Source organism: Desulfovibrio oxyclinae DSM 11498, from assembly GCF_000375485.1.
Lineage (GTDB): Bacteria > Desulfobacterota > Desulfovibrionia > Desulfovibrionales > Desulfovibrionaceae > Pseudodesulfovibrio > Pseudodesulfovibrio oxyclinae.
In genome coordinates this window covers 1-21615 of the sequence record NZ_AQXE01000019.1, presented here as the reverse complement: position 1 = coordinate 21615, position 21615 = coordinate 1, and the positions used below count along the sequence as shown (strand labels likewise).

Here is a 21615-nt window from a genome sequence, read left to right as displayed (position 1 = left end):
AGGCACTCCCAACTCTCGGCTGAGAAGCTCAAGGTCTTCTCCCCGAAGCAGGCGAAGCACGGCTTCGACCTTGTGCTGGGCCCAGAAACGTTTCTTCTTGCGCGCCGGTTCCGGCTCTCCGGCTCCGTTCGGCCTACGGCCTCCCTCCGCCGGAGAGCCGGAACCGGCCTTCGAATTCTTTCCCATTGTCGGTCACCTCCTGGACGTTTGTTACGCCCAATTCGGTGTCCAAGAAAACCCTAGGGCAATCCAGGTGTCCACAAGGGAGTATCCACCCTGCTTCGCCTCGCGCGCCGCCTGTTCGGGCCATGGTGCGGCGAAGGTCGGGATGGCTGTCGTGCCCGATACCGCGACAATGACGGCGAACAGGACGGCGGCGAGGCGCAGGGACATGGCGAACCCCCTGAAAATTTTGGAGCCGGGCGTTTCGGCCCGGCTCCGCGTTTGGTTACTTGTTGGCCTTCACTTCATAGGAGTTGTCGCTTTCGAAGTGGTTGCTGGCTTCGAGGTAGTAGACCTCTTCCACTTCAGGGCGCGCAAACGTGAACATGAAGTAGGCTTCGCCGGCGCGGGCGCCGGAGGCGCAGGAGAACACGATGGGCTTGTCGGTGGGCACTTCGTCGGCCCGGTCCTCAAGCTCGTCCACGGGGATGTTGATGGCGGTGGGGAAATGCCCGGCCGCATATTCCTCGGGGGTGCGCACGTCCACGATCGTGATCTTGTCGGGATTTTCGTCCAGAATGTTCAGGAACTGCTGGGTGTCGATGGAGCCTTCGGCTGCGCCGCCGGAGACTTCCACTGCGCCGCCTGCGCCGTAGAGTTCCTTCCAGCCGGGGTAGCCCGCTTCAGCGGTGACAACGTGCTCGTACCCCATGGCCTTGGCCTTGACGGCGGACTTGTGGGACAGCGGGCAATGGAATCCGCCGCAGTAGAAGACCAGCTTGGTGGACTTGTCCACGGGCAGCATTCCCTTGAACTTGTCGAACTGGGTGTCCGGGATGTTCACTGCGGAAGGCACGGCGCCCTTGAGGAACTTGCGGTGCGGACGGGAGTCCACCAGCAGGTACGGCTCGCCTTCGGCCATCATGTTCTTAACGGCTTCCATGCCAACGGAGTAGTAGTCGGCGTTCTTCTTCCAGTTGGGGAAACCTTCGGCGTAGACCTTGATGTTGGTGTAGCCGAGCTTTTCCGCGGCATAGGCGGACTTATGGGACAGCGGACAGTGCAGGCCGCCGCAGTAGAAGATCAGCAGGGTGTTCTTGTCCTCGGGCAGCTTGTCGGTCATCTTGTCGAACTGCGATGCCGGAATGCTCTCGGCGGTGGGGATGAATCCCTTGACGTACTTGGTCTTGTAGGGGCGCGAGTCGATGATCATCACGCCTTCGGGCTTGGGCATCTTGGCGTACTGCGCCACAAAGTCGTAGTCCACGAGGTCCGTGTACTGGGTGAAGGCGGGAGTCTCCGCCGTGGTGGTCTTGGCCGCGGTGCAGCCGGAGACCAGTGCCAGCGCCATGAGCATGGCGAACGCGTAGGTGAGTCGCTTCATCATAAAAATCCCTTCCTCTCGGTTGGCGGGACCGCCGTGCGGCGACGGCCCCTTGGTCCCTCTATTATCCGCCGCTACCCGTCGTTTTCGGGAGCGGAGCGTACCTTTTCGTACCACAGTCCGTGGTGATGTCTGGCGTAGTTCTCGGGAACGTGGCCCGTGAACATGGAGCGGAAGCCGGGGCGTTCCTCAGGGCTGATGGCGGCCATGTAGATGTGCACCAACAGTCCGGCGAAGACCACGCCCACCGCGATGAAGTGCAGGGTCACGGCCCAGCTCACGATGCCGGTTGCCTCCGCGCCGAAGGTCTTGTCGGACAGGAACATGATCACGCCGGTGACGGCGATGACGACCCCCCCGGCCACGCTGGCCTGCGCGAAGGCCTTCTGGCCCATGTTGTAGAAGCCCTGTTCCGGCAGCTCGGGGTTGACGCCGATCATCTTCAGCGGCTTGGGGCCCAGCGTCATGAGCACCATCTTCTTGAGCATCCAGGCCATGTCGCGAGCCGGGGAGACCATAAAGACCTCCTTCAGGAAGAAACCGGCGCCGCGGGCGTTCACGGCCAGATACCAGATGAAGCCCAGAATCCAGACGAAGCCGATGACCTCGTGGATGGCCAGCAGATTGGCCCCGCCGCCCACGAGCGAGCGCATGGCCTCGGGATATCCGGAACCGAGCGGGTCGATGGCCGGGTTGCTGATCAGGCCGATGCCCGTGATGAGCAACAGCAGCCAGCAGGCGGCGTTGAACCAGTGGATGAATATGTCGGAACGGTCGTGGCGCTTGAACTGTCTAGCCATGACGGTCCTCCTCGTGAGAATCCCCGGAGTCTCCGGCAAAGAGCTGTCTGCCGAGCATGGCCAGCACACCGAGGCCGGTCAGCCCCACCAGTCCCTTGACCAGCGGCGCGGCCTCCTTCATGGCCACCATGCTGGAGGGCACCACGGCCTTTCTGGGCCATGCCGCGTCTCCGGGCGATCCGATGTAGTACATGTTGGGCTTGGTGTTCGTGGCCTCGTTGACCACCACCTGCACGCGGGGCTTGTTCTCCCGAAGCAGCCTGGAGGCCTCGGAATCCGGGTCGTTGATATCGCCGAACACGCGTGCCTTGGTGGGACAGGTGTCCACGCAGGCGGGTTCGAGTCCGGCCGCCCTGCGTTCGGGGCAGTAGTTGCACTTGTCGGCCTTCCTGCTCACCGGGTTGCGGTAGCGGGCGTCGTACGGACAGGCCGGGATGCAGTTGCCGCAGCCGATGCACAGGTCCTTGTCGATGACCACTTCGCCCGTTTCCTTGTCCTTGAAGGTGGCGCCGGTGGGGCAGGCCTCCACGCAGGTGGGCTTGTCGCAGTGCATGCAGCCGCCGGGCTGAAAGCGGATGGAAGGCCGCCTGCCGGGACCGAATTGGGGTTCGGTGGGCTTGATCCAGTTGCGCCAGTGCTCCTCGGGCACGCCGTTGGCGACCTTGCAGGACACCATGCATCCCTTGCAGTCGATGCACTTGGACGCGTCGATTACCATTGCGAGTTTGCGTGCCATCAGCTCACCTTCCTTGTTACGGTCACCAGCGTGGTGTGCATGGCGGCGTTGCCGGAGACCTGATCGTAATCGTCCTCCAGCAGATTGTTGATGCTGGCCCCGTTGTCGTGGGTCAGCGAGAGCTGCGTGGAGAGCGTCCCGAAGCCGCTGAGCATGTACACCGTGTCCTCGCGGATCTCATGCGTGACGCGGGCCTTGAGCTCGCCGCGGCCCACGGAGCTGGAGACCTCCACGGGGTCGCCGTCGGCAATGCCCAGACGCGAGGCCGCCTCCGGGTTGAGCCACAGCGTGTTGGTGGGCGTGAGCTGGTGCAGTAGGCTGTTGTTTCCGGTGGAGCCCTGCGTGTACACGGCGCTGCGGCCCACCACCATGCGGAAGCGGTTCTTCGGCACCTTGGCGGGCGGATTGTAGGCGGGCAGGGGCGCAACGCCCATCTGCTCATAGCGTTCGTTGAACAGGTCTATCTTGTGGCTGCTGGTCTTGTAGATCTTGCCGTCGTAGAGGCCATAGACCTTGCTCGGATTGTAGTAGACGCCGTCACGATTCAGCGCCTCTTCGGCGTCGGGCAGTTCGCGCAGCTGCTGCTCGCGGAATTCCTCGATGGTGAAATCGAAGAATTCGCCGAGATCAAGCTTTCCGGCAACCTGCTTGAGCACGTCGAAGACAGGGCGGCTCTCGTACATGGCAGGGACGACGGGGTCGCGCTTGACCACGCAGGCGCAGGCCACGGAGCCCTGAAGTCCGGCGCAGGGGTCGGTGCGTTCCAGATAGCTGGGCGCGGGGAGCACAAGGTCGGCCATCCACGCGGTGTCGCTCATGGCGATGTCCACCACGGTCATGAAGTCCATGTGCTTGGCCATCTCGATGGTCTTGTTGCGGTTGGGCGCGGTGGCCATGGGGTTGGTCTTGTAAACGAACCAGCCCTTGACCGGATATGGCTCGTTCTTGAGCACCCTGTCGCGGGTGATGACGAAGGAGCCTTCGTGCTCGAACAGGCCGGGCACCACGCCGCCATCCACGCGGTCCCACGGGTTGTCGTCATACCACGGGGCGGTATAGGGCACGCCCTTGAGCCCCACCTGTCGTGCGGCGAGCAGGCCGCCGGGGCGGTCCCAGTTGCCGAGGATGCCGTTGAGCAGCGCGAAGCTGCGCCGAATCTGGGTGGAGTCCTCGTAATCCGAACTGCGGCGGCCGGGGTAGACCATGGATTCCGGAGCGGCGTCGGCCAGCTCGCGGGCTATGCGCACGATGTCCTCGCGCGGGATGCCGCATTCGCCGGCCGCGTATTCCGGAGTATACTGCTGCACATGCTTGGCAAGCTGGTCGAACCCGTGGGTCTTTTCCTTGATCCACTGTTGGTCGTAACGCTTTTCGTTGATGATAACGTGCATCAGCGCCAGCATGAAGGCCATGTCCGTGCCGGGCCGGATGGGATGCCACTCGTTGGCCAGCGCCGCGGTCTTGGTGAAACGCGGGTCGAGCACCACGAGCTTGCAGCCGTTCTGCATGGCGGTCATGAGGTCCATGGAATCCGGCGTGACCAGCGCCTCGAAGCGGTTGGCGCCGGCCATGATGATGTACTTGGAGTTGAGCACGTCCGCGAACGGCACCTCGCCGAAAGTGTCCAGGAAGGCCCGGTTGCCGCTGAGCAGGCACAGGGACTCGTGGGAGGTGATGTTGTAGGAACCGTAAACCTCGCCGAAGCGGGACACGAACTTACTCTGCAGGTCCGATCCGGCGCTGAAGAGATGCCCGCAGGGGGTATACTTCTCGCGGATTCCCTGCATGCGTTCGGCCATCAGGTCGATGGCCTCGTCCCACGGGATGCGCTGCCACTTGCCCTCGCCGCGCTCACCCTTGCGAAGCAGGGGATACTTGAGCCGGTCGGGATCATAGAGCTGTGCCACGCCCGCGTTGCCGCGCGCGCAAAGCATTCCCCGGGACTTGAGAAACTTGGGATTGGGATCGAGCTTCTTGACCACGCCGTTTTCGACGCGGGCAATGAGGCCGCACTTGTTGAAACACATGTCGCAGGCCGAGAAGTGCGACTGCCAGTCGGGCGCTGGTGTGGCTGCCCGGGCCTTGGCGGGCTTGAGACCGCCGATGGTGCCGCCCGCGGCAGCCGCCGCGGCCAGTCCGGTGGCCTTGAAGAAGTCGCGCCTGTTCATGCCCTTTGCCTTCCTTGCGTCCGCCATGGAACCCCCTTTGAATGAGGCTGGTTCGGCGGGAGCGCGTGGCCCCCGCCGGAAACGATGCCGTTTAGCTGCACTTGGCGGGCGTCGGGGAATCCTTCGCGTAGTCGTGCAGATAGGTGAAGATGTCGTTCACGTCCTGATCGCCGACGGTCCAGTCGCTCTTGCAGGGGATCTCGCCGGATTCGAAAATCTTGGTCCACTCCGCCTGTGTTTTGTCGGCGGGGTTCAGGTCGGCCGCCGAGCCGTTAGGGGCGTGGCAGGTACGGCAATTCTTGCGCCACAGGAACTTTCCCTTGCGCGGGTTGCCGCCGCCGAATGCGAAGGCCATGGAAGCCACGGCCATGGTCAGAAGCACTGCACCGATGATGGTCACGAACTTGCGGTTCACGAGAACCTCCTGATTTTAATTGTTTTCAGGATGCGGATCGGCCCCCCAGCCTGATTCTTGCCCGCATCCATTGCTTACAACTCTTGCTTCCTAGATACCCATACGGGGTATAGGTGTCAAGCGGGGTATGCCAAAAAAACGAGCGAAAGGGGTATTTCGACAATATCACGCTGCAGGCGTACGGGAATTATTAATGGAATGCAGGAAAAGCCCTCCCTTGCAGGGAGGAAAGCGAGTTCCGGGAAGGCGGTAGGGCTACTCGCCGCCCTTGAGAGCGGCGATAGGATCCATGTTGGCGGCCTGCCGGGCGGGCTTGAGGCCGAAGACAAGACCCACGGCCAGCGCGCTGGCCATGGCCATGCCGAAGGCTTTCCACGAGAACTGGATTTCGAGGATGTCCAGCCGGGAAAGGATCTGGCCGAGGCCCATTCCGAGGAAGAGGCCGATGATCCCGCCAATGAGCGTCAGCACGCACGCCTCCACCAGAAACTGGTACATGATGTGCGACTTGTGTGCGCCCATGGCCCGCTTGAGGCCGATCTCGGGCGAGCGTTCGCCGACGCTGATGGAGAACAGGTTCGCCAGCACGAAGCCGCCCACGAGCATGGCGATGGCTGCCGTGACGCCGAGGAAAACGCTCAGGCCGCCCTTGAACATGGCCAGGAACTTGAGCACTTCGTCGGCAGTGAGGATGGTGAAGTCATCGTCCTCGTCGGGGGCGAGGTCGTGCAGGTGGCGCAGGAAGCTGCGGAGGTTCTCGGTGTGCGCCGCCATGTATTCCGGCTCGTGGAACTTGACGCGCAGGGCGCGGAAGTACTGCCGGTCCATGTTGAAGCGCGAAGTGAGGGTGTTCAGCGGTATGATGATACGGTTGTCGATGTCGCCACGACCGCCCGTGAAGCCGCGATGCTTCAGGCGGCCGATGATCTGAAAGGGAATGCCTTCAATGAAGATGGAGCGACCCACCGGGGACTCGCCCTTGAACAGCGCTTCACTTGGCGTGTTGCCGATCAGGGCCACGCGCGCGCCCTGTTCGTTGTCTTCGAGGCTGATGTCGCGCCCTTCCACAAGCGGCCAGTTCCAGACCTCGGCATAGTCGGCAGTGGCGCCGATGACCGGCACGTCCTGATCGTTTTCCGAGCGGTATTTGATGGTCAGGCCGAACTTGGCGCGCATGGGCACCACCAGATACGCGCCGGGCAGCGACTGTCTGATGCGCCGGGCATCGTTGCGGCTCAGGGTCAGGGTGCGCATCCCCACGGCTTTCTTCTTGATGTTGCCGCCCAGCACGAAGGCCGCGTCGTGGCCGAACATTTCGACGATCTGCACGGCCATGCGGTTGGCCCCGTCCACGCTGGTGACGATGAGCGTCAGGGAGGCGATGCCGAAGGCCACGCCGAGGACCACGAACAGCGAGCGCAGCTTGTATGCCCACACTGCGGTGAGCGCCATGCCCTGAATGCGGGCCGGAAGAGTGAGCAGCTGCCTGAAGGATCGCATGAGGGCAGTGTACACCAACGGCGGCGGCAGGCAAGAAGTGCGTGACGCTTCGGGCTATTGCAGCAGGTCGGCCACGGAGATGCCGTGGTCGGAAGGATTTACGATGTCCTCGATGACCAGCGGCCCGCCCGCGTCAGGCGTTTCCGCCAGATTCACGACGCGCGGGGATATGGGAGTCAACGAGTGATCAAAGGCGAGCTTCACGATGGGTTTGAGCGGCAGGCTGGGATTCAGCCCCGTCACCACGCCGTGTTCGCCGCTGCTCAGGCGGACGAAGCTGCCCACGGGATACACGCCCAGACTCTTGATGAAATGCTCCACGATGTTGGGCTGGAAGTCCGAGATTCGCCACTGGTACATCATGCCGAGCACCTTGCCGGGCGGCAGCGGGTCCTTGTAGACGCGCTTGCTGGTCAGGGCATCGTACACGTCCACCACCGAGATGATCCGTGACATGGTGTGGATGGCGTCGCCCTTGACCCGCCGGGGGTATCCGCTGCCGTCATATCGTTCATGATGCTCCAGAGCCACGCGCAGCACTTCCTTCGGGACCGCCTTCTGCGTCTTGAGGATGTCGTACCCTTCCTGCGGGTGGGTGCGCATGATCGTCATCTCGTGGTCGGAGAGCTTGCCGGGTTTGTTGAGAATCTCGTCGGGAATCACGGCCTTGCCCACGTCGTGAAAAGTGCCGGCCATGCCGAGCATCCGCAGTTGTGCGCGTTCCAGCCCCAGCCGCTTGCCCAGAATGATCGAGAGCACCGCCACGTTGATGCTGTGGGTATAGGTGTACTCGTCGTACATCTTGAGCTTGCAAAGGGCTGCGGCCGCGGACTCGTTGCGGAAAACCGAGTCGATGAAGCCGTCAACGAGGGGCATGGCGTCGCGGTAGTCGAAGGGCTTGCCGCGCCGGACATCGTCCACGAAAGTGCGGGCGTAGCTCACGGCGTCGCTGTAGAGCTGGTCCGCACGGGGAAATTCTTCTTCGATGGGTGTCCTGGAAGCTTCGGGCGGCGGATCGGGGTTCTTTTTCCGGGCCGCCTTGGCCGCGGCCATTTCCTGCCTGAGCCGGGCCATGTCTTCAACGCGTTTGGCGTTGCCCTCTTCACGGGCCTTTGCCCCTGAGACAGCGCGCTGCATGGCCTGCTCGTGCGCTTCTCCCACCTGCTGCCGAAAGCGCGCCCGTTCGTGCTCGAACTCGGCCCGTTCGGTTTCAAGCTCCAGCCGAGCTTCTTCGAGCCTTCTACGCTCTTTTTCCAGCTGGTCGCCGAGATGGGCGGAGACCCATTCGCCAAGCTCGAACTCCTCGTCCACGAGCACATCGAACGCCCCGTCGGGAACGGTTTGTCCGATCTCCTCGCGCGAGAGCAGGGGGCGGTCCACTTTCACCACCTCCCCTTCCTTTTCAGCACGGTAGCCAATAACATACATTCCGGGCCAGAGGTCTGTCTTGGAAAGTCGTTTCATGCAGCTACCGTCCTTTCTTGCGGTCAGTTACGGACTGCCGTGAGGGCTCCGGGGGCGAGGAGCCGGGACGCGTCCTCGAAGACAAGGTCGGCTCCGGCATTCTTCAGATCGTCGGCATCACAGCGTCCGCTCATGACACCGGCGGTGGCGGTGCCCGCTGCCCGGCCGGTTTTCATGTCCAGCGGATGGTCGCCCACCATGAGCGCGTGAGCAGGGGCGACGCCCAGTCGTTCAAGTGCCTGCAGCAGATGGGCCGGGTGCGGTTTGATGCGCGGCGCGTCCTCTCGGGCGAGCAGGACTCCGGTGTGTTCGTTCACGTCGGGAAAGACCGTGCGTACCGCCGAACCGGTGTTGCGGGTAATGATGCCCGTGGCGATGCCGTGCTCGCGAAGACCGAGCAGCAGCGGCCGTGTGAACTCGAAAAGGTTTCCGTCGCGTGCGGCGTCCAGCTCCATGGCGGTGATCGCCAGCCTGCACCGGCAGTTGAATTCCAGTGCGGTGTCGCGGTCGCATTCGCGCTCCACATGGGCGGTCAGGGTCTCCATCCATTCCAGCGCGGGCGTTCCGTCGGGTTCGGGGCGATGCGGCAGGAAGCATTCTCCGAGTGCGGCGATCTTGGTCTTCATGAGGGTGAAGTCCAGCGTCAGCTCGGCCAGCGTGCCGTCGAAGTCGAAAATGACGGCCTCGAATGCCGTTGCGAGTTCGGAGGGAATCATTCCTGATACGTACCCCAATCCTTGGCGGCGGTCCAGAGCTGCCCGAAACACCCCGTCAACAGGGAATGTCGCCCCTGTATCGCCCCGGATGCCGCCGAAAACGCCTCGCCGCGCAAACCGGGGCTATACTGTCCGCGATGTTTCGGCCCCGGCGCTCCGGTTGCGGCCCGTACGCGGTCCACCCGCGAACCGGAAGCCTTCCGGGATACCCGTCGGCCCTTTCAAGGAAAACCGACAACGAAATGGAGAAACGGCAATGTCCACTCAGATCGACAATTCCTTCATCAACCTCTACTGCGCGGACGTGCACAACGCCTACCAGCAGCAGGGTTCCAAGATGCGCAACACCGTGCGCCTGAAAAGCAACGTGCAGGGCGCCAAGTGCGTGTTCCAGAAAAGCGGCAAGGGCACCGCGGGCAAGAAGACCCGTCACGGCAACGTGCCCATCATGAACCTCACCCACTCCTCCGTGTCCTGCACGCTGGAGGACTGGTACGCCGCCGAGTACATCGACCGCCTCGACGAGCTCAAGCAGAACATCGACGAGCGGCAGGTGGCTGCCAGCGCCGGTGCGTGGGCGCTTGGCCGCAAGATCGACGAACTGGTGATCACCCGCATGGACGCCACGTCCTCGGTCATTCCCGAGAGCACCAGCGGCCTGACCAAGGGCAAGATTCTCGAAGCCTTCGGACTGCTCAACGCCAACGACGTGCCCGACGACGGCAACCGCTTCGCCGTGGTGGGACCCCACCAGTGGAACGAGCTGCTCAACATCGAGGAGTTCAAGAGCGCCGATTACGCGGGCGAAAAGTTCCCGTGGCTCAAGGGCACCGAGTCCCGCACCTGGCTGGGCATCAACTGGATGTTCCACACCGGACTCCCCGTGGAGGCGGGCATCCGCAAGTGCTTCCTTTATCACAAGAACGCCATCGGGCTGGCCGAAGGGCAGGAAATCAAGGCCCATGTGGACTGGGTACCGGAAAAGGCCGCGCATCTCGTGGACCACATGCTCTCCGCGGGCGCGTGCCTCATCGACCCGTCCGGTGTGGTCGAGGTCCAGTGCGACGACGACACCCAGATCCTGTAGCCCCGATGCTCAGCGCATAGAAACAAAAGGAGAAATCTCATGGCATACGTATCCGAAGACATGCGCCTCATGGGCGGCGTGCCCGGCCAGCAGCTTTTCCTGTACCGCACCGAAGACCTTCTCGCCGATGTGGCGGGAGCCGGCTACTTCGATAAGGCGGCAGAGGAATACAACCTCGACACGGGCGACGTGATCGTCGCGTGTACCGGCGCGGCATCCGCCGAAGCGGTGGACATGCTGGTGGCAACCAATGCGGCGGGCTCGGTCACCGTGGTCAACGGCTCCTAAAGGGACCCTCCCTCACTCCATAGTGCCCGTATGAGCGGGCGAAACGGCGAGGCCGGACAGTCGGGGAAACTGTCCGGCCTCAATGCATTCACCTCGGGGAGGGTGAGGGGGGCATTATGAATCGCAGGGTCGCCATGGCTCGTTGAGCTTGCGGTCGGCGCTGCTGAGGGTGATGTCGTCCGGGAGGATAGGCTCCATCAGTGAGATGAGCGGGGTGTAGGTGCAGGAGGCGCGTACTTCCACGATCTCGCACGGGCTGCCCGCGCTGCCCTGACTGCCGGTGTCCGAAGCCTGCCCGCGAGGCCAACTGGAGACGGTGACGGTCTTGGTGCCGTGGAGGGGTTCCATGCGCTCCAGCGCCTTGTTTTCGATGCGTATCATGCGGGTGCCGTCGTCGGCCCCCTCGCCGGTGGCGGCGATGCGCACGGCTTCCTGGGCCGCCTTCTGTACGGTGAGCCACGAATGGAACATGTTGCCCATCTCCATGGTCCCGAGCAAAAGGACCATGACGGCGGGCAGCACCAGTCCGAATTCCGCGACCGTCATGCCCAGACTCTTTCCGTTCTTTCTGTGCAGCATGGTCGCCTCCTAGCTCAGCAGCCGCCAGCCGAGCTGGCGTCCGATCTTCTTGAAGATGTCGTCAATGTCGTACACGCTCGGCGCGTCGAAGTAGTGGTCGTCCGTGCCGGGCTTGCTGGACGCCATGGCGCGCATCAGGTCACGGTCGGTGTTGTCCGAGGTGCCGAAGCGGATGGTGAATATCTCGATGCCCGCGTCCTTGGCGGCTTCTGCCTCGTTGAGCATGTCCTGATTGAGCCTGCCGCCGTCCTCGCAGTGCGCGTCCGTGACTTTCATGCCGTAATAGGCATTGGTCCAGTAGTTGTTCGGCTCGTAGTAGGCGCGGTAGGGGCCGCCGCAATTGCCGTCCTCGTTGTCGCCGTCCGTGAGCAGAATGATGATCTTGCGGAACTCTTCCTTGTCTCCTGCCTGATCGTAAGGCCGTTGCGGCGTGAGCATATGGCGGCCCCACTTGAGGCCTTCCGGGATCACCGTGCCCGAGGCCGCGCCCGTGGCGGTCTGGCTGTTCAGCGAGGCGATGACCGCGCTCTTGTTTCTGGTCAGCTCCTGCGCTTCGGGGATGCTGGAGCAGGTGTCCAGATTCACGCGGCGACGATAGTAGTAGGGCAGGTCCCAATACAGATCCATGAAGTCCTCGTGGATGCCCTGATTGAGGGAGCCGTCCGCGTTGCGGCAGCCGGAGAGACCGTCGCCCGCGGCTTCGCCCACGTTGACCTTGCCCCGGAAGGGCACCAGCCCGATCTTGGTATCGGTTTCCGAGCCGTCGGGGATGATGAGGTCCACCAGCTCGCCCGCAGCCTGTTTGACCATATTAATGGGAGTGCCCTTCATGCTGCCGGAGTTGTCGATGACAAAGACCACTTCGAGCTTGTTGAATCCGGCGCTCGCCGCAGCCTCCACGCGCTGGGCGGAAAGACCGAGGAAGCCGAGAATCAGCAGGTCCACGTCCGCATGGGCTTGCACGTTGACGCTTCGGATCATGGTACCCGGGATCAGACTGTCCAGCTCGGAACCGGGGTAGTTCTTTTCCAGCATTCCGGTGGCGGCCGCCCGGACGAGTCCCTTGTCCAGATCGGGGTCGTAGGGCAGTTCGAGGCTTCCGGCCAGCGCGGCGGAATCGACTGCGGCCTGAAGGCGGGTGTGAGCAGAGTATAGATTGCCCAGATCGAGCGCGAGGCCCACCATGGCCAGTACGGCGGGGATGACCATGGCCATGACCATGCTTACCGCGCCGAGGCGTTCACTGTTAGGGAAGCGGCATTGTCGTGCCCGCTTCGATGACGAGCACGTCTTCGCCGCCGAGCATTTCCAGAGCATCCCGGCCTCCCATTACTGGTTGATATTCATAGCTGGCGAGCACGGTCACCGTGCGCGCGTCCGTATCGGTGGATACGCGGACGTCCACATCCTCCGAGGGCAGATCGGAGACGAGGCTTCGCACCAGTTGCTGCACGTCGGCTCCGGCTTCGCCCTGCATCAGCACCATCCTTGCGCCTTCTCGGCTGGCTTCCACCAGAGACGAATGCGCGTGCATGGCGTTGCTTCCTTCCATGAGCAGGAAAAGAAGAAGCGCCATGAAGGGGAGGATGAGCCCGAGTTCCGCTGCGGCCATTCCGCTTTTGGATGAATGATCTTGTCTCATGTCCATTTTCCTCCGGCGGGAAATCCCGCGTTTGACAGGACATGAGCAACCCGTGTGCCACTCTCCATCAAAAGTGGATTTTTTTTGTGACCAACTTCGGGGGCCCTACGTATACGGTGTATATGCGGCCTCTCGATCCGAAAACACTTTCGGCCGAGGGCTGATTTGGTCGTAACTTTTGATCCATTTTTTGTGGATTGCACCGGCCCGTCATGGTAGAAAAGGGAAACCGGGTGAGCAAATGGCTGAACGAATACTTGTAGTGGATGACGATCGCGCCTTCCGAGGCATGTTGGTGGAAGCGCTTGATGAGCTGGGCTTCACCGTGGAGCAGGCTGAGACCGCCGAGGAAGGCATCACACGTGCCGAAAAAGGCGGGCTGGACCTGATTCTCCATGATGTGAAGCTCCCGGGTATGTCCGGTCTTGAGGCGTTGCCCAAGCTCAGGGCCGTGGCGCCGGAAACGGACGTGATCGTCATAACGGGTCACGGCACCCGCGATACCGGTGTGCAGGCCATGAGCCACGGCGCTTACGACTATTTCAACAAACCCTTTCAGATAAAGGAAATGGAGGTGGTGATCCGGCGGGCGCTGGAGAAGCGCAGCCTTCAGGCCGAACTGAAGGCACTCAAGCGAAACCTCAAGGGTTCTGGACCGCTGGATAAGATCATCGGCGACAGTCCTGCCATGCAGGAAGTGAAGGAGCGGCTGGCACGGGTGGCCGAGTTGGACTGCGACGTGCTGGTGCTCGGTGAAACGGGTACCGGTAAGGAGCTGATTTCAGACACCATCCACGCCATGAGTTCTCGGGCGGGTGGCCCGTTCGTGAAGCTCAACTGTGCGGCAATTCCTGAAAGCCTGCTGGAAAGCGAACTCTTCGGCCATGAGAAGGGCGCGTTCACCGGTGCAACAACCTCCCGGCCCGGCAAGTTCGAGCAGGCCGAGGGCGGCTGCATCCTGCTGGATGAAATTGGTGATATGCCCCTGCACCTGCAGCCGAAACTGCTGCGGGCCGTGGAGCAGAAGCAGGTGGAGCGCGTGGGCGGCACCAAGTCCATCAGCTTCGACGTGCGCATCATCGCCGCCACCAACCAGGAGCTGGAACAGCGCGTGGATGCGGGAGAATTTCGCAGCGATCTCTATTACAGGCTCAACGTGGCCTCCATCCATCTGCCACCGCTCAGGGAGCGCAGGGAAGACATTCCACGGCTGGTGGAACACTTTATCCAGCAGGCCAACGTCAAGCTCGGCACCGACGTTCGCAGCGCGGACAAGATGGCAATGCGCAAAATGTACGAATACAGCTGGCCGGGCAACATCCGGCAGTTTGCCAACGCCATCGAGCGCGCGGCGATATTCAGCAAGGGCGGGGTGATACACGCATCCGAACTGGAACTTGCCTTTTCCAGAACGCCGGGCGGCGACGCGCCGGAGCAGGCACCGGGGGCCGGCTTTGAAGAGATGAAAATGCCACTGCGCGAAGCCATCAATTCCTTTGAACGCAGGCTGATCACCAATGCCCTGTCCAGAACCCGTGGAGTCCAGACCGAGGCCGCGACACTCCTTGGCATCACTCCGAAAAACCTCTGGAACAAACTGCGCAAGCACCACATCGACGCAGCCGCATTTTCAACGTAGTCCATTTTTTGTGGACCGATAACGACCCGGTATTCTGAGGATTGTTCCTCGGAGTGCCGGGATTTTCTATTTTGATGAGTCTACAAAAAATAGATTAATGGGGCCCCGATTTAAAACGGTGGCAGGTACGAAGAATTTCAATATCACAAATATTTCCTTTGGAAGTAGTGGGTTGCGTCAAAGTTAGGAGGATTTCCCGGTTTGTGGCACGCGGGTTGCTCAATGGTGGGCAAGTTCGATGCGGCGTGCAAACGCCATGGAAGTATCTTCATGAAACAAGGAGAAGAAAAATGAAGACCCTCATGACCCTCATCCGTAGCGAAGAAGGCGCAACCGCGCTGGAGTACGGTCTGATCGCCGCGTTGATCGCAGCAGGCATCGTGACCGCCGTTTCTACACTCGGAACCACGGTGTCCAACACATTTACCAACATCGCCAACAGCATGACCGGAGCTGCGGCAGGCAGCTAGGCTGCGGTCATCCAAGCCAACGGGAGTCTTCAATGCAGATGCTCAGGACTTTAATCCGCAACGAAGAAGGCGCTACCGCGCTGGAATACGGCCTGATCGCCGCCCTGATCGCGGCGGGCATCGTCACCGCCGTGTCCACCCTCGGCAGTACCGTGTCCGATACCTTCACCTCCATCGCCAACAGCATGACCGGCGCGGCCGGCAGCTAGGGCGGGGAAAACCTTCAACGACAAGGAGCAAAATAATGCAAATCATCAAGAACCTCATTCATAATGAAGAAGGCGCCACCGCACTCGAATAGGGGTCACTCCATAGAAAGGAAAAAAACGCACGCTAAGAAAAGCGAACCAGGGTTGCTAGGCATTCTAGAAAAGTAGGACGACCAGCGTTCACTATTTTTTGATGAGAATTTCGTACTTCTTAATTTTGTTATCCAAGGTTGTTCTTGTAACACCCAAGAGTTTTGCTGCCTCGCTTTTGTTGCCTCCCGTCTGAGCAAGGGTTTCTTCAATGGCGACCTTTTCTATCTCCTGCAAGGATTTACCGCCAAGACTTTGCGGACTATCACTTGCGCCGCAAACACTCTCAAAATGCTGAGTGAGTGCTGGGGGTAGGTCTTTTTCAGACACATATTCTCCAGGGGTCAGGATAACAGCTCGCTCGACGGCGTTCTCCAATTCACGGACATTGCCCGGCCAATCATATTTCACCAAAACGTCCATCGCCATTGGGGTAAATCCTTTCAACTGCTTCCTGTTGAACTCGGAAAAACGTTTTATGAAGAAGGCAGCCAACAATGGCACATCATCTCCACGATCCCTTAAAGACGGAATCCAAAGATTCACAACATTCAGCCTGTAGTATAGGTCTTCCCTGAAATTCCCTTTCTCGACTTCGTCCTTCAAATCCCTGTTGGTTGCCGCGATTATTCGGACATCAACGTTAAAGACCTTGTCACTACCAACTCGTTGAATCTCCCGTTCCTGAATAGCTCTCAGCAACTTGGCCTGCATGGGCATCGGTATTTCACCGACCTCATCCAAAAAGATGGACCCTCCATTGGCCTGCATGAAACGGCCATCCCTTTTCTTGTCCGCTCCTGTAAACGCCCCCTTTTCGTGTCCAAAGAGTTCGGACTCCAAGAGCGTGTCCGTCAAAGCTGCACAATTAACTGTTACAAGCGGTGCTTTTTTTCGGTTGCTGTTTGCGTGGATCGCTTTGGCAAACAGCTCCTTCCCGGTGCCGCTCTCACCGGAGATCAGAATCGTCGCTTCGGTCGAGGCGACAGTTTTCACCATACCGACAAGCTCTTTCATTGGCTTACTATTGCCAATGATATTCGTCAGACTGGAGTTTTCCGATATTCTTTCCTTGAGGGATTCGTTCTCCTTGATAAGCGTCATGTGGTCCAGTGAACGCTCCAAAGTCATCTTAAGTTCCTCGAAATTAAGCGGCTTTGTAAGGTAATCGTAAGCGCCTAACTTCATCGCCTCTACTGCGGTATCAACAGAGGTGTATGCAGTCATGATCACAACCGGTATTGCAGGATTGTACTCTTTGATACGACTCAGGGCTTCAATACCGCCTACCTTGGCCATGCGAACATCCATCAGCACTGCGTCAAAGGGGGTCTCCATCACCTTTTCAATTGCGTCCGCACCATCTTCAACTCCCTCAACGGAATATCCCCACCCCTTGAGCATTGTTTCAAGCATTGAGAGGTGCGCCTTGTCGTCGTCGACAATCAAAATCAAAGCACTCATACCTATACCGCTCCTTCGCTCTTCGTCGGGATTGAAATAGAAAAAGTCGTACCGTTTGGTCCTGTATGCTCAACTTGCACTTCGCCGGAATGCGCTTCGATGATCTTGCTGACGATAGCGAGTCCCAATCCTGTACCTGTTTGCTTTGTGGTGAAGTATGGATCGAAAACACGCGAAGCTTCCCCTTCAGGAAGGCCAGTCCCTGTATCCGACACCTTCAATAAGATAGCCCCTTCTTGTCTACTAACGTCGACATCAAGCTTTCCTCCCTCCGGCATAGCCTGAATCGCGTTGACATATAGATTGATCATGGCTTGTGTCATCCGATCAGGATCAAGAGGAATCGATCCGACTTCCGCTGAAATATCGAGAGAAACAGACACCCCTGCATTATCGGCTTCCTGCTTGACCAGTCGCATTGAGCTTTCAAGAAGTGTAACGACTTCTGTCTCTCGCAGTTTGATATCCGCAGGGCGGGCCATTTCGAGCAGTTCGGATATAACCCTGTTCAACCTGTCAACTTCCGATGTCATGACCTCTGCGGCTTTGCGGTTGTCGCTCCCTTCATCAAACAAGGAACCGAAATACGTTGCATACCCCTTGATGGAACTCAGTGGATTTCGCACCTCATGGGCAACTCCAGCGGCAAGATGGCCGATGGCTGCCATCCTATCGGCTTTGCGGACTTCATCTTGAAGCTCCTTGACCTGACTCAGGTCACGGATCATGAATAATTGGCCAACATAAGCCCCATCATTCGTGATGATGTCGGTGACAACTGTTGTAACGGGAAGCTTCCGGTTACTACTCTGTATTAACTCCATCTCCTTCTCTACAACCGGGTTCTCCTTGCTCACTGAGGATCGAAGCTCCCAAAGTTGCTTCGGCAAAACAGTATCGGCCAGCTGTCCCACTATCTGCTCAGTTTCCTTGGAGTCATATTCCAACAAATTCAGGGCAATCTCGTTGACATAGGTGATTCGTCCATGCGGGTCACATACAACAAGACCTTCCGGTATGTTCGCCACCATTTCTTCGGTGAGGGCTTGAGAGCCTTGCAGCATTTTTTTGGAACGCATGTGACTTTGCATCCAGAATAAAGACACTACCCCGCCAAGTCCCAGAAGAAGCAATATCCCCGACATGGTGAGAGTTAATGATATGTCCTCAGCGATCGCCTCCTCAAAAGGAGCCACGTCCATACCTATAAAAATGGCTGGGCGTTCAGCAGGGTCCAAAATCCTGTCTTGCTTGAGTCCACTCATCCACCCTGGCTGGCACCAATCATCACTCTTTTCACCTGATCGCCTGCCCATCATTCGCTGCATCATGTCTCGTCTTCTTTGCTGCATGGGAGAGGACGGGATCGATTGGGAGCGTTGCCCCAAAGCAGGGAGAAATCGCTCATATACTTCAAATGACTTGGGGTGATTGGACTCAGTCACGACACGCCACTGGATATCATTGGTGACATTCAAATTCGCCATTGCTTTTTTGGAAATAAACTGCTGTCCGATTTCAACATCGTTACTATGCGCCAATATTTCTCCTGAGGAGTCAACAACAGCAATGTAGAGAATGTCGGGTTGGGTGGCGATTTCTTGCATCAGCACCTGTAAATTGGGCCCCTCGCCCAACATCCCCATCATCCCGGTCCGTGTTCCAGCTTCGAAGGCTTTGATTAAGGCAGAGCCTTTTTCACTGAGCACACGGCTCATATATTGTTTTTCGCGGTTGTAATTCATGAACGCCAAAACGAGCACCACGATGACGAGGATGAGGCTCATTCCGATAACGGCCCAAGGTGAAATACTACCTAAAAAATTGTTGAGTTTGTTTTTCATTATCATGCTTCCTTTGCTAGCCGGGGGCAGGTTGTCTAAATTTTAGACGCTCTTTGTCATTCATGTGTACGCTTTTTGAGCAATGCAGCCAAGTAACCCTAACAGAATCAAAGCCAATAATTCTCGTTTTAAAAATTTAATCCTTATTATTCAGATACTTGTATGAGCAATGAAAAACTTGGCATCGGTCTTGCCTTAACCAATGCAAAGCTTGTTCACAAAACACTCAAAAGGAGAACTTATCATGAAGAAGAACATTATCACTTTGGCACTGGTTATGGCTGTTGGTTTGGCATTCGCCGCATCCGATGCAATGGCATGGGGTTACGGCTGCGGTGGGTATGGCGGCTATGGCTACAACGCTCAATCCTATAATACCAACAACAAGGCGTATCAGGACTTCCTGAACTCCACCGCCAAGCTGAGGGCAGAGATTGATGCAGACCGCGCTGAACTGGCTGCCGTCATGGCAAGCCCTGAACCGGATGCCAAGAAGGCTCGCAGTCTGACCGAGCAAATCAATGCGAAGATCGTCAAGCTGAATGAAGTGGCTGCTGCTCAGAATCTTCCCACCTACGGCATGATGGGCCCGGGTATGGGACGCGGCATGATGGGCCCGGGTATGGGACGCGGCATGATGGGCTACAATAGTTACGACAACGGCTATGGTTACAACTGCCCTTGGTGGTAGGCCCAACTATACTACGCGAGGGGGAGACCAATCCCCCTCGTCTTTCATATTCATAAGGAGATCATATCATGTGGAGTTGCAATTTCGGATTCTTTAATGGAGGCGGCCCCGGTTGGTTCATGGGTGGAGGCATGTTCGGATTCATCTGGATGATCCTTCTCTTGATGGCAGCAGTTTATATTGCCATTAAGTTCTTTCAGGCTTTTACCTCTCGTCGAAGCGGCAAGGCTGACAGGGATGACTCTTTGAACCTTATCAAGACCAAGTATGCCAAGGGTGAAATTTCTGAGGATGAATTTGAACGCATGAAGGCAGTGTTAATAAGGCAATAAAACATAATGAATAAATTGATGAAGCTTATGGCTTATAGGTGTGAGGCGGGTTGTGTCCGTATAGTGCTGTAAATTCTGAGGGGCTTAATTGAAAAGGCCACCGCTCTCCGCTACGTCCCTTGGTGACCAAACCAAAACGTAGAAGGAGGAGAAGCGATGGCCGACTTTGAGGTTAAGCTGAGTCAGGACCAGGTTGCAAGCCTGCTTTCTCGGGATGACGGCTTCCAGCAGCTGCTGGAAGCCGTCTTGAACCAAGTACTTGAGGCCCAGATGACAGAGCATATCGGAGCTCAGGCATACGAACGCAACGAGGGCCGTAAAGCGTACCGGAACGGGCACCGAGTCCGGAAGCTCTACACCCGGGTCGGTCCTTTGAACCTGCTGGTTCCACAGTCCAGAGATGGGCAGTTCTCCACGGAGATGTTCCGTCGCTATCAGCGTAGCGAGCAGGCCTTTGTTCTGGCTCTCATGGAGATGTACCTCAACGGTGTCTCTACCAGAAAGGTAACCTCGATCACTGAGGAGCTGTGCGGGGCCAGCTTTTCCAAGTCCACGGTCAGCCAGCTGTGCACGGAGTTGGAGGCCCGAGTCGGGGCGTGGAATGACCGGCCTCTGCATGACAAGCGTTACCCCTTCCTGGTCATGGACGCTGTGGTGATCAAGGTGCGTCGAGACGAAGCGGTGCGATCGACCAGCGCTCTCATCGTTATCGGCATCTCCGAGGAGGGAACGCGCGAGATCCTTGGGATAAGGTTGGGCGACAGTGAGACGGAGGAGACCTGGGAGGATATCTTCTGCTGGCTGAAAGGCCGAGGCCTGCGAGGAGTGGACTACGTCATCTCCGACAGTCATGCTGGCCTGGTCAAGGCGCTTCGGCGGAATTTCCAGGGCACATGCTGGCAACGCTGTCAGGTGCACTTCATGCGCAACGTGTTGGGGCTCACGCCCAAAACCCAGAAAGACGAGATGTCCTTGTGGCTCAAGCGAATCCTTCATGCCGACAGTCAGGCCATGGCCAGGCAGAGCTTCGAGCAGCTTTGCGAAGCCATGGATGGGAAGAAGGTCGAGAAGGCCTTGAGTACGCTGGAGGAAGGTCTGGAGGATGCGATCTCCGTGCTTCGTCTCCCGGAGAAGTACCGGCGCCGGCTGCGCACCACGAACATGGCAGAGCGCTTGAACGAGGAGATTAGGCGAAGAGAACGGGTTATCCGCATCTTTCCCAACGAGGACGCGGCTCTGAGGCTCGTCGGAGCTTTGTTGGCCGAGCAGCACGAAGTCTGGTCCACGGGCCGAAGGTACCTCAACATGGATGAGTACCTCGAATGGCGAGAGGCCCGGCAAGAGATCGAAGGCGAGGGAAAGGTGGCCAGAATCTATTAGGCAGAGGGCGACGGGCGGAGAACGAATTTACAGCACATTTTGGACTTGATCCGATAATGTCCGTCAGGCTTGAGTCTTCCGATATTCTCTCTTTGAGGGACTGGTTTTCCTTGATGAGCGTCATGTGGTCCAGAGAACGCTCCAAAGTCATATTGAGTTCATCAAAGTTCAAGGGCTTGGTCAGGTAGTCATACGCCCCCAACTTCATCGCCTCCACAGCCGTATCAACGGAAGAGTATGCGGTCATGATCACAACCGGAATGGCCGGGTTATATTCCTTGATCTGGCTCAGGGCTTCAATGCCACCGATTCTTGCCATTCTGACGTCCATCAGAACAGCGTCAAAGGGAGCCTCCTTCACCTTNTCAATGGCGTCTGCCCCATCTTCCACGCCCACAACAGCATACCCCCACCCCGTAAGCATCGTTTCAAGCATTGATAGGTGTGCTTTGTCATCGTCTACAACTAAAATCTTGGCACTCATATTTACGCCGTTCCTTTTGATTCTATCGGAATGAGAATGGTAAAAGCTGTTCCATTTGGCCCGGTATATTC

At 58.6% G+C, this 21615-nt stretch carries 23 protein-coding genes and 1 pseudogene; 8 read left to right on the top strand and 16 right to left on the bottom strand.

The annotated features are described in order from the left end of the window. From B149_RS0115615 to B149_RS0115570, 10 genes are all read right to left on the bottom strand, one after another. On the bottom strand, positions 1-186 hold a 186-nt coding region (locus tag B149_RS0115615; RefSeq protein WP_026167669.1), incomplete at its 3' end, for a hypothetical protein. 24 nt (positions 187-210) lie between these two features. Continuing rightward, complete coding sequence (locus B149_RS0115610) at positions 211-393, bottom strand: hypothetical protein (protein ID WP_018126108.1); 183 nt, start codon at positions 391-393, stop codon at positions 211-213. 55 nt (positions 394-448) lie between these two features. Then, the gene (locus B149_RS0115605) at positions 449-1549 is read right to left on the bottom strand and encodes a rhodanese-like domain-containing protein (RefSeq protein WP_018126107.1); all 1101 of its coding nucleotides are present in this window, start codon (positions 1547-1549) and stop codon (positions 449-451) included. 71 nt (positions 1550-1620) lie between these two features. Further along, positions 1621-2346 (bottom strand): formate dehydrogenase subunit gamma, encoded by a 726-nt coding sequence (locus B149_RS0115600; protein ID WP_018126106.1) that lies wholly within the window; start codon positions 2344-2346, stop codon positions 1621-1623. Continuing rightward, the gene (locus B149_RS0115595; protein ID WP_018126105.1) at positions 2339-3082 is read right to left on the bottom strand and encodes a 4Fe-4S dicluster domain-containing protein; all 744 of its coding nucleotides are present in this window, start codon (positions 3080-3082) and stop codon (positions 2339-2341) included. Before B149_RS0115595 ends, B149_RS0115600 begins: the two co-directional genes overlap by 8 nt. Next, complete coding sequence (locus B149_RS0115590) at positions 3082-5277, bottom strand: molybdopterin-containing oxidoreductase family protein (RefSeq protein WP_018126104.1); 2196 nt, start codon at positions 5275-5277, stop codon at positions 3082-3084. Before B149_RS0115590 ends, B149_RS0115595 begins: the two co-directional genes overlap by 1 nt. 64 nt (positions 5278-5341) lie before the next feature. Continuing rightward, positions 5342-5665, bottom strand: a complete 324-nt coding sequence (locus B149_RS0115585; RefSeq protein WP_018126103.1) for a c-type cytochrome — start codon at positions 5663-5665, stop codon at positions 5342-5344. Between the two features lie 255 nt (positions 5666-5920). After that, complete coding sequence (locus tag B149_RS0115580; RefSeq protein WP_018126102.1) at positions 5921-7165, bottom strand: ABC transporter permease; 1245 nt, start codon at positions 7163-7165, stop codon at positions 5921-5923. A 54-nt stretch (positions 7166-7219) separates the two neighbouring features. Next, on the bottom strand, positions 7220-8629 hold the full coding sequence (locus B149_RS17545; RefSeq protein WP_018126101.1) for an HD-GYP domain-containing protein: 1410 nt from the start codon (positions 8627-8629) through the stop codon (positions 7220-7222). A 23-nt stretch (positions 8630-8652) separates the two neighbouring features. Further along, entirely contained in the window at positions 8653-9345 is a 693-nt protein-coding gene (locus tag B149_RS0115570; RefSeq protein WP_018126100.1) for an HAD family hydrolase, read from the bottom strand. 256 nt (positions 9346-9601) lie between these two features. Between B149_RS0115570 and B149_RS0115565 the strand changes: the two genes are divergently transcribed. Together B149_RS0115565 and B149_RS0115560 are read left to right on the top strand one after the other, a co-directional pair. Further along, positions 9602-10432, top strand: coding sequence for a phage capsid protein (locus B149_RS0115565; RefSeq protein WP_018126099.1), 831 nt, complete (start codon positions 9602-9604; stop codon positions 10430-10432). Between the two features lie 39 nt (positions 10433-10471). Beyond that, positions 10472-10720 carry a hypothetical protein gene (locus tag B149_RS0115560; RefSeq protein ID WP_018126098.1) on the top strand — a complete coding sequence of 83 codons (249 nt, stop codon included), beginning with the start codon at positions 10472-10474 and terminating at the stop codon, positions 10718-10720. Between the two features lie 114 nt (positions 10721-10834). Here the strand turns inward: B149_RS0115560 and B149_RS0115555 are convergent, their stop codons facing one another. Genes B149_RS0115555 through B149_RS0115545 form a run of 3 tightly spaced genes read right to left on the bottom strand, consistent with a single transcriptional unit; the run spans position 10835 to position 12941 of the window. Further along, entirely contained in the window at positions 10835-11299 is a 465-nt protein-coding gene (locus tag B149_RS0115555) for a TadE family protein (RefSeq protein WP_018126097.1), read from the bottom strand. 9 nt (positions 11300-11308) lie between these two features. Then, complete coding sequence (locus tag B149_RS0115550) at positions 11309-12616, bottom strand: VWA domain-containing protein (protein ID WP_169332932.1); 1308 nt, start codon at positions 12614-12616, stop codon at positions 11309-11311. After that, entirely contained in the window at positions 12546-12941 is a 396-nt protein-coding gene (locus B149_RS0115545; protein ID WP_026167667.1) for a TadE/TadG family type IV pilus assembly protein, read from the bottom strand. Before B149_RS0115545 ends, B149_RS0115550 begins: the two co-directional genes overlap by 71 nt. Before the next feature lie 241 nt (positions 12942-13182). Between B149_RS0115545 and B149_RS0115540 the strand changes: the two genes are divergently transcribed. From B149_RS0115540 to B149_RS0115530, 3 genes are all read left to right on the top strand, one after another. Beyond that, positions 13183-14580, top strand: coding sequence for a sigma-54-dependent transcriptional regulator (locus B149_RS0115540; protein ID WP_018126094.1), 1398 nt, complete (start codon positions 13183-13185; stop codon positions 14578-14580). A 290-nt stretch (positions 14581-14870) separates the two neighbouring features. After that, positions 14871-15050 (top strand): Flp family type IVb pilin, encoded by a 180-nt coding sequence (locus tag B149_RS0115535; protein WP_018126093.1) that lies wholly within the window; start codon positions 14871-14873, stop codon positions 15048-15050. A 32-nt stretch (positions 15051-15082) separates the two neighbouring features. Next, the gene (locus tag B149_RS0115530; RefSeq protein WP_018126092.1) at positions 15083-15259 is read left to right on the top strand and encodes a Flp family type IVb pilin; all 177 of its coding nucleotides are present in this window, start codon (positions 15083-15085) and stop codon (positions 15257-15259) included. 183 nt (positions 15260-15442) lie between these two features. Here B149_RS0115530 and B149_RS0115525 read toward each other — a convergent pair whose 3' ends face one another. Both B149_RS0115525 and B149_RS0115520 read right to left on the bottom strand, forming a co-directional pair. Further along, positions 15443-16813 carry a sigma-54-dependent transcriptional regulator gene (locus tag B149_RS0115525; RefSeq protein ID WP_018126091.1) on the bottom strand — a complete coding sequence of 457 codons (1371 nt, stop codon included), beginning with the start codon at positions 16811-16813 and terminating at the stop codon, positions 15443-15445. Positions 16814-16815: 2 nt separating this feature from the next. Then, positions 16816-18657, bottom strand: a complete 1842-nt coding sequence (locus B149_RS0115520; RefSeq protein ID WP_018126090.1) for an ATP-binding protein — start codon at positions 18655-18657, stop codon at positions 16816-16818. Positions 18658-18901: 244 nt separating this feature from the next. On the opposite strand from B149_RS0115520, the gene B149_RS0115515 reads away from it, so the two are divergent. The 3 genes from B149_RS0115515 to B149_RS0115505 all read left to right on the top strand — a co-directional run bounded on the left by B149_RS0115515 (position 18902) and on the right by B149_RS0115505 (position 21060). Further along, positions 18902-19348: a hypothetical protein gene (locus B149_RS0115515; protein WP_018126089.1), complete on the top strand. Its 447-nt coding sequence runs from the start codon at positions 18902-18904 to the stop codon at positions 19346-19348. 68 nt (positions 19349-19416) lie between these two features. After that, complete coding sequence (locus B149_RS0115510; protein WP_018126088.1) at positions 19417-19680, top strand: SHOCT domain-containing protein; 264 nt, start codon at positions 19417-19419, stop codon at positions 19678-19680. A gap of 156 nt (positions 19681-19836) precedes the next feature. Then, positions 19837-21060 carry an IS256 family transposase gene (locus B149_RS0115505; protein ID WP_018126087.1) on the top strand — a complete coding sequence of 408 codons (1224 nt, stop codon included), beginning with the start codon at positions 19837-19839 and terminating at the stop codon, positions 21058-21060. Between the two features lie 43 nt (positions 21061-21103). Here B149_RS0115505 and B149_RS17540 read toward each other — a convergent pair. Then, positions 21104-21544: pseudogene (locus tag B149_RS17540) on the bottom strand (sigma-54-dependent transcriptional regulator); the annotation flags it as partial. Positions 21545-21615 lie beyond the last annotated feature (71 nt).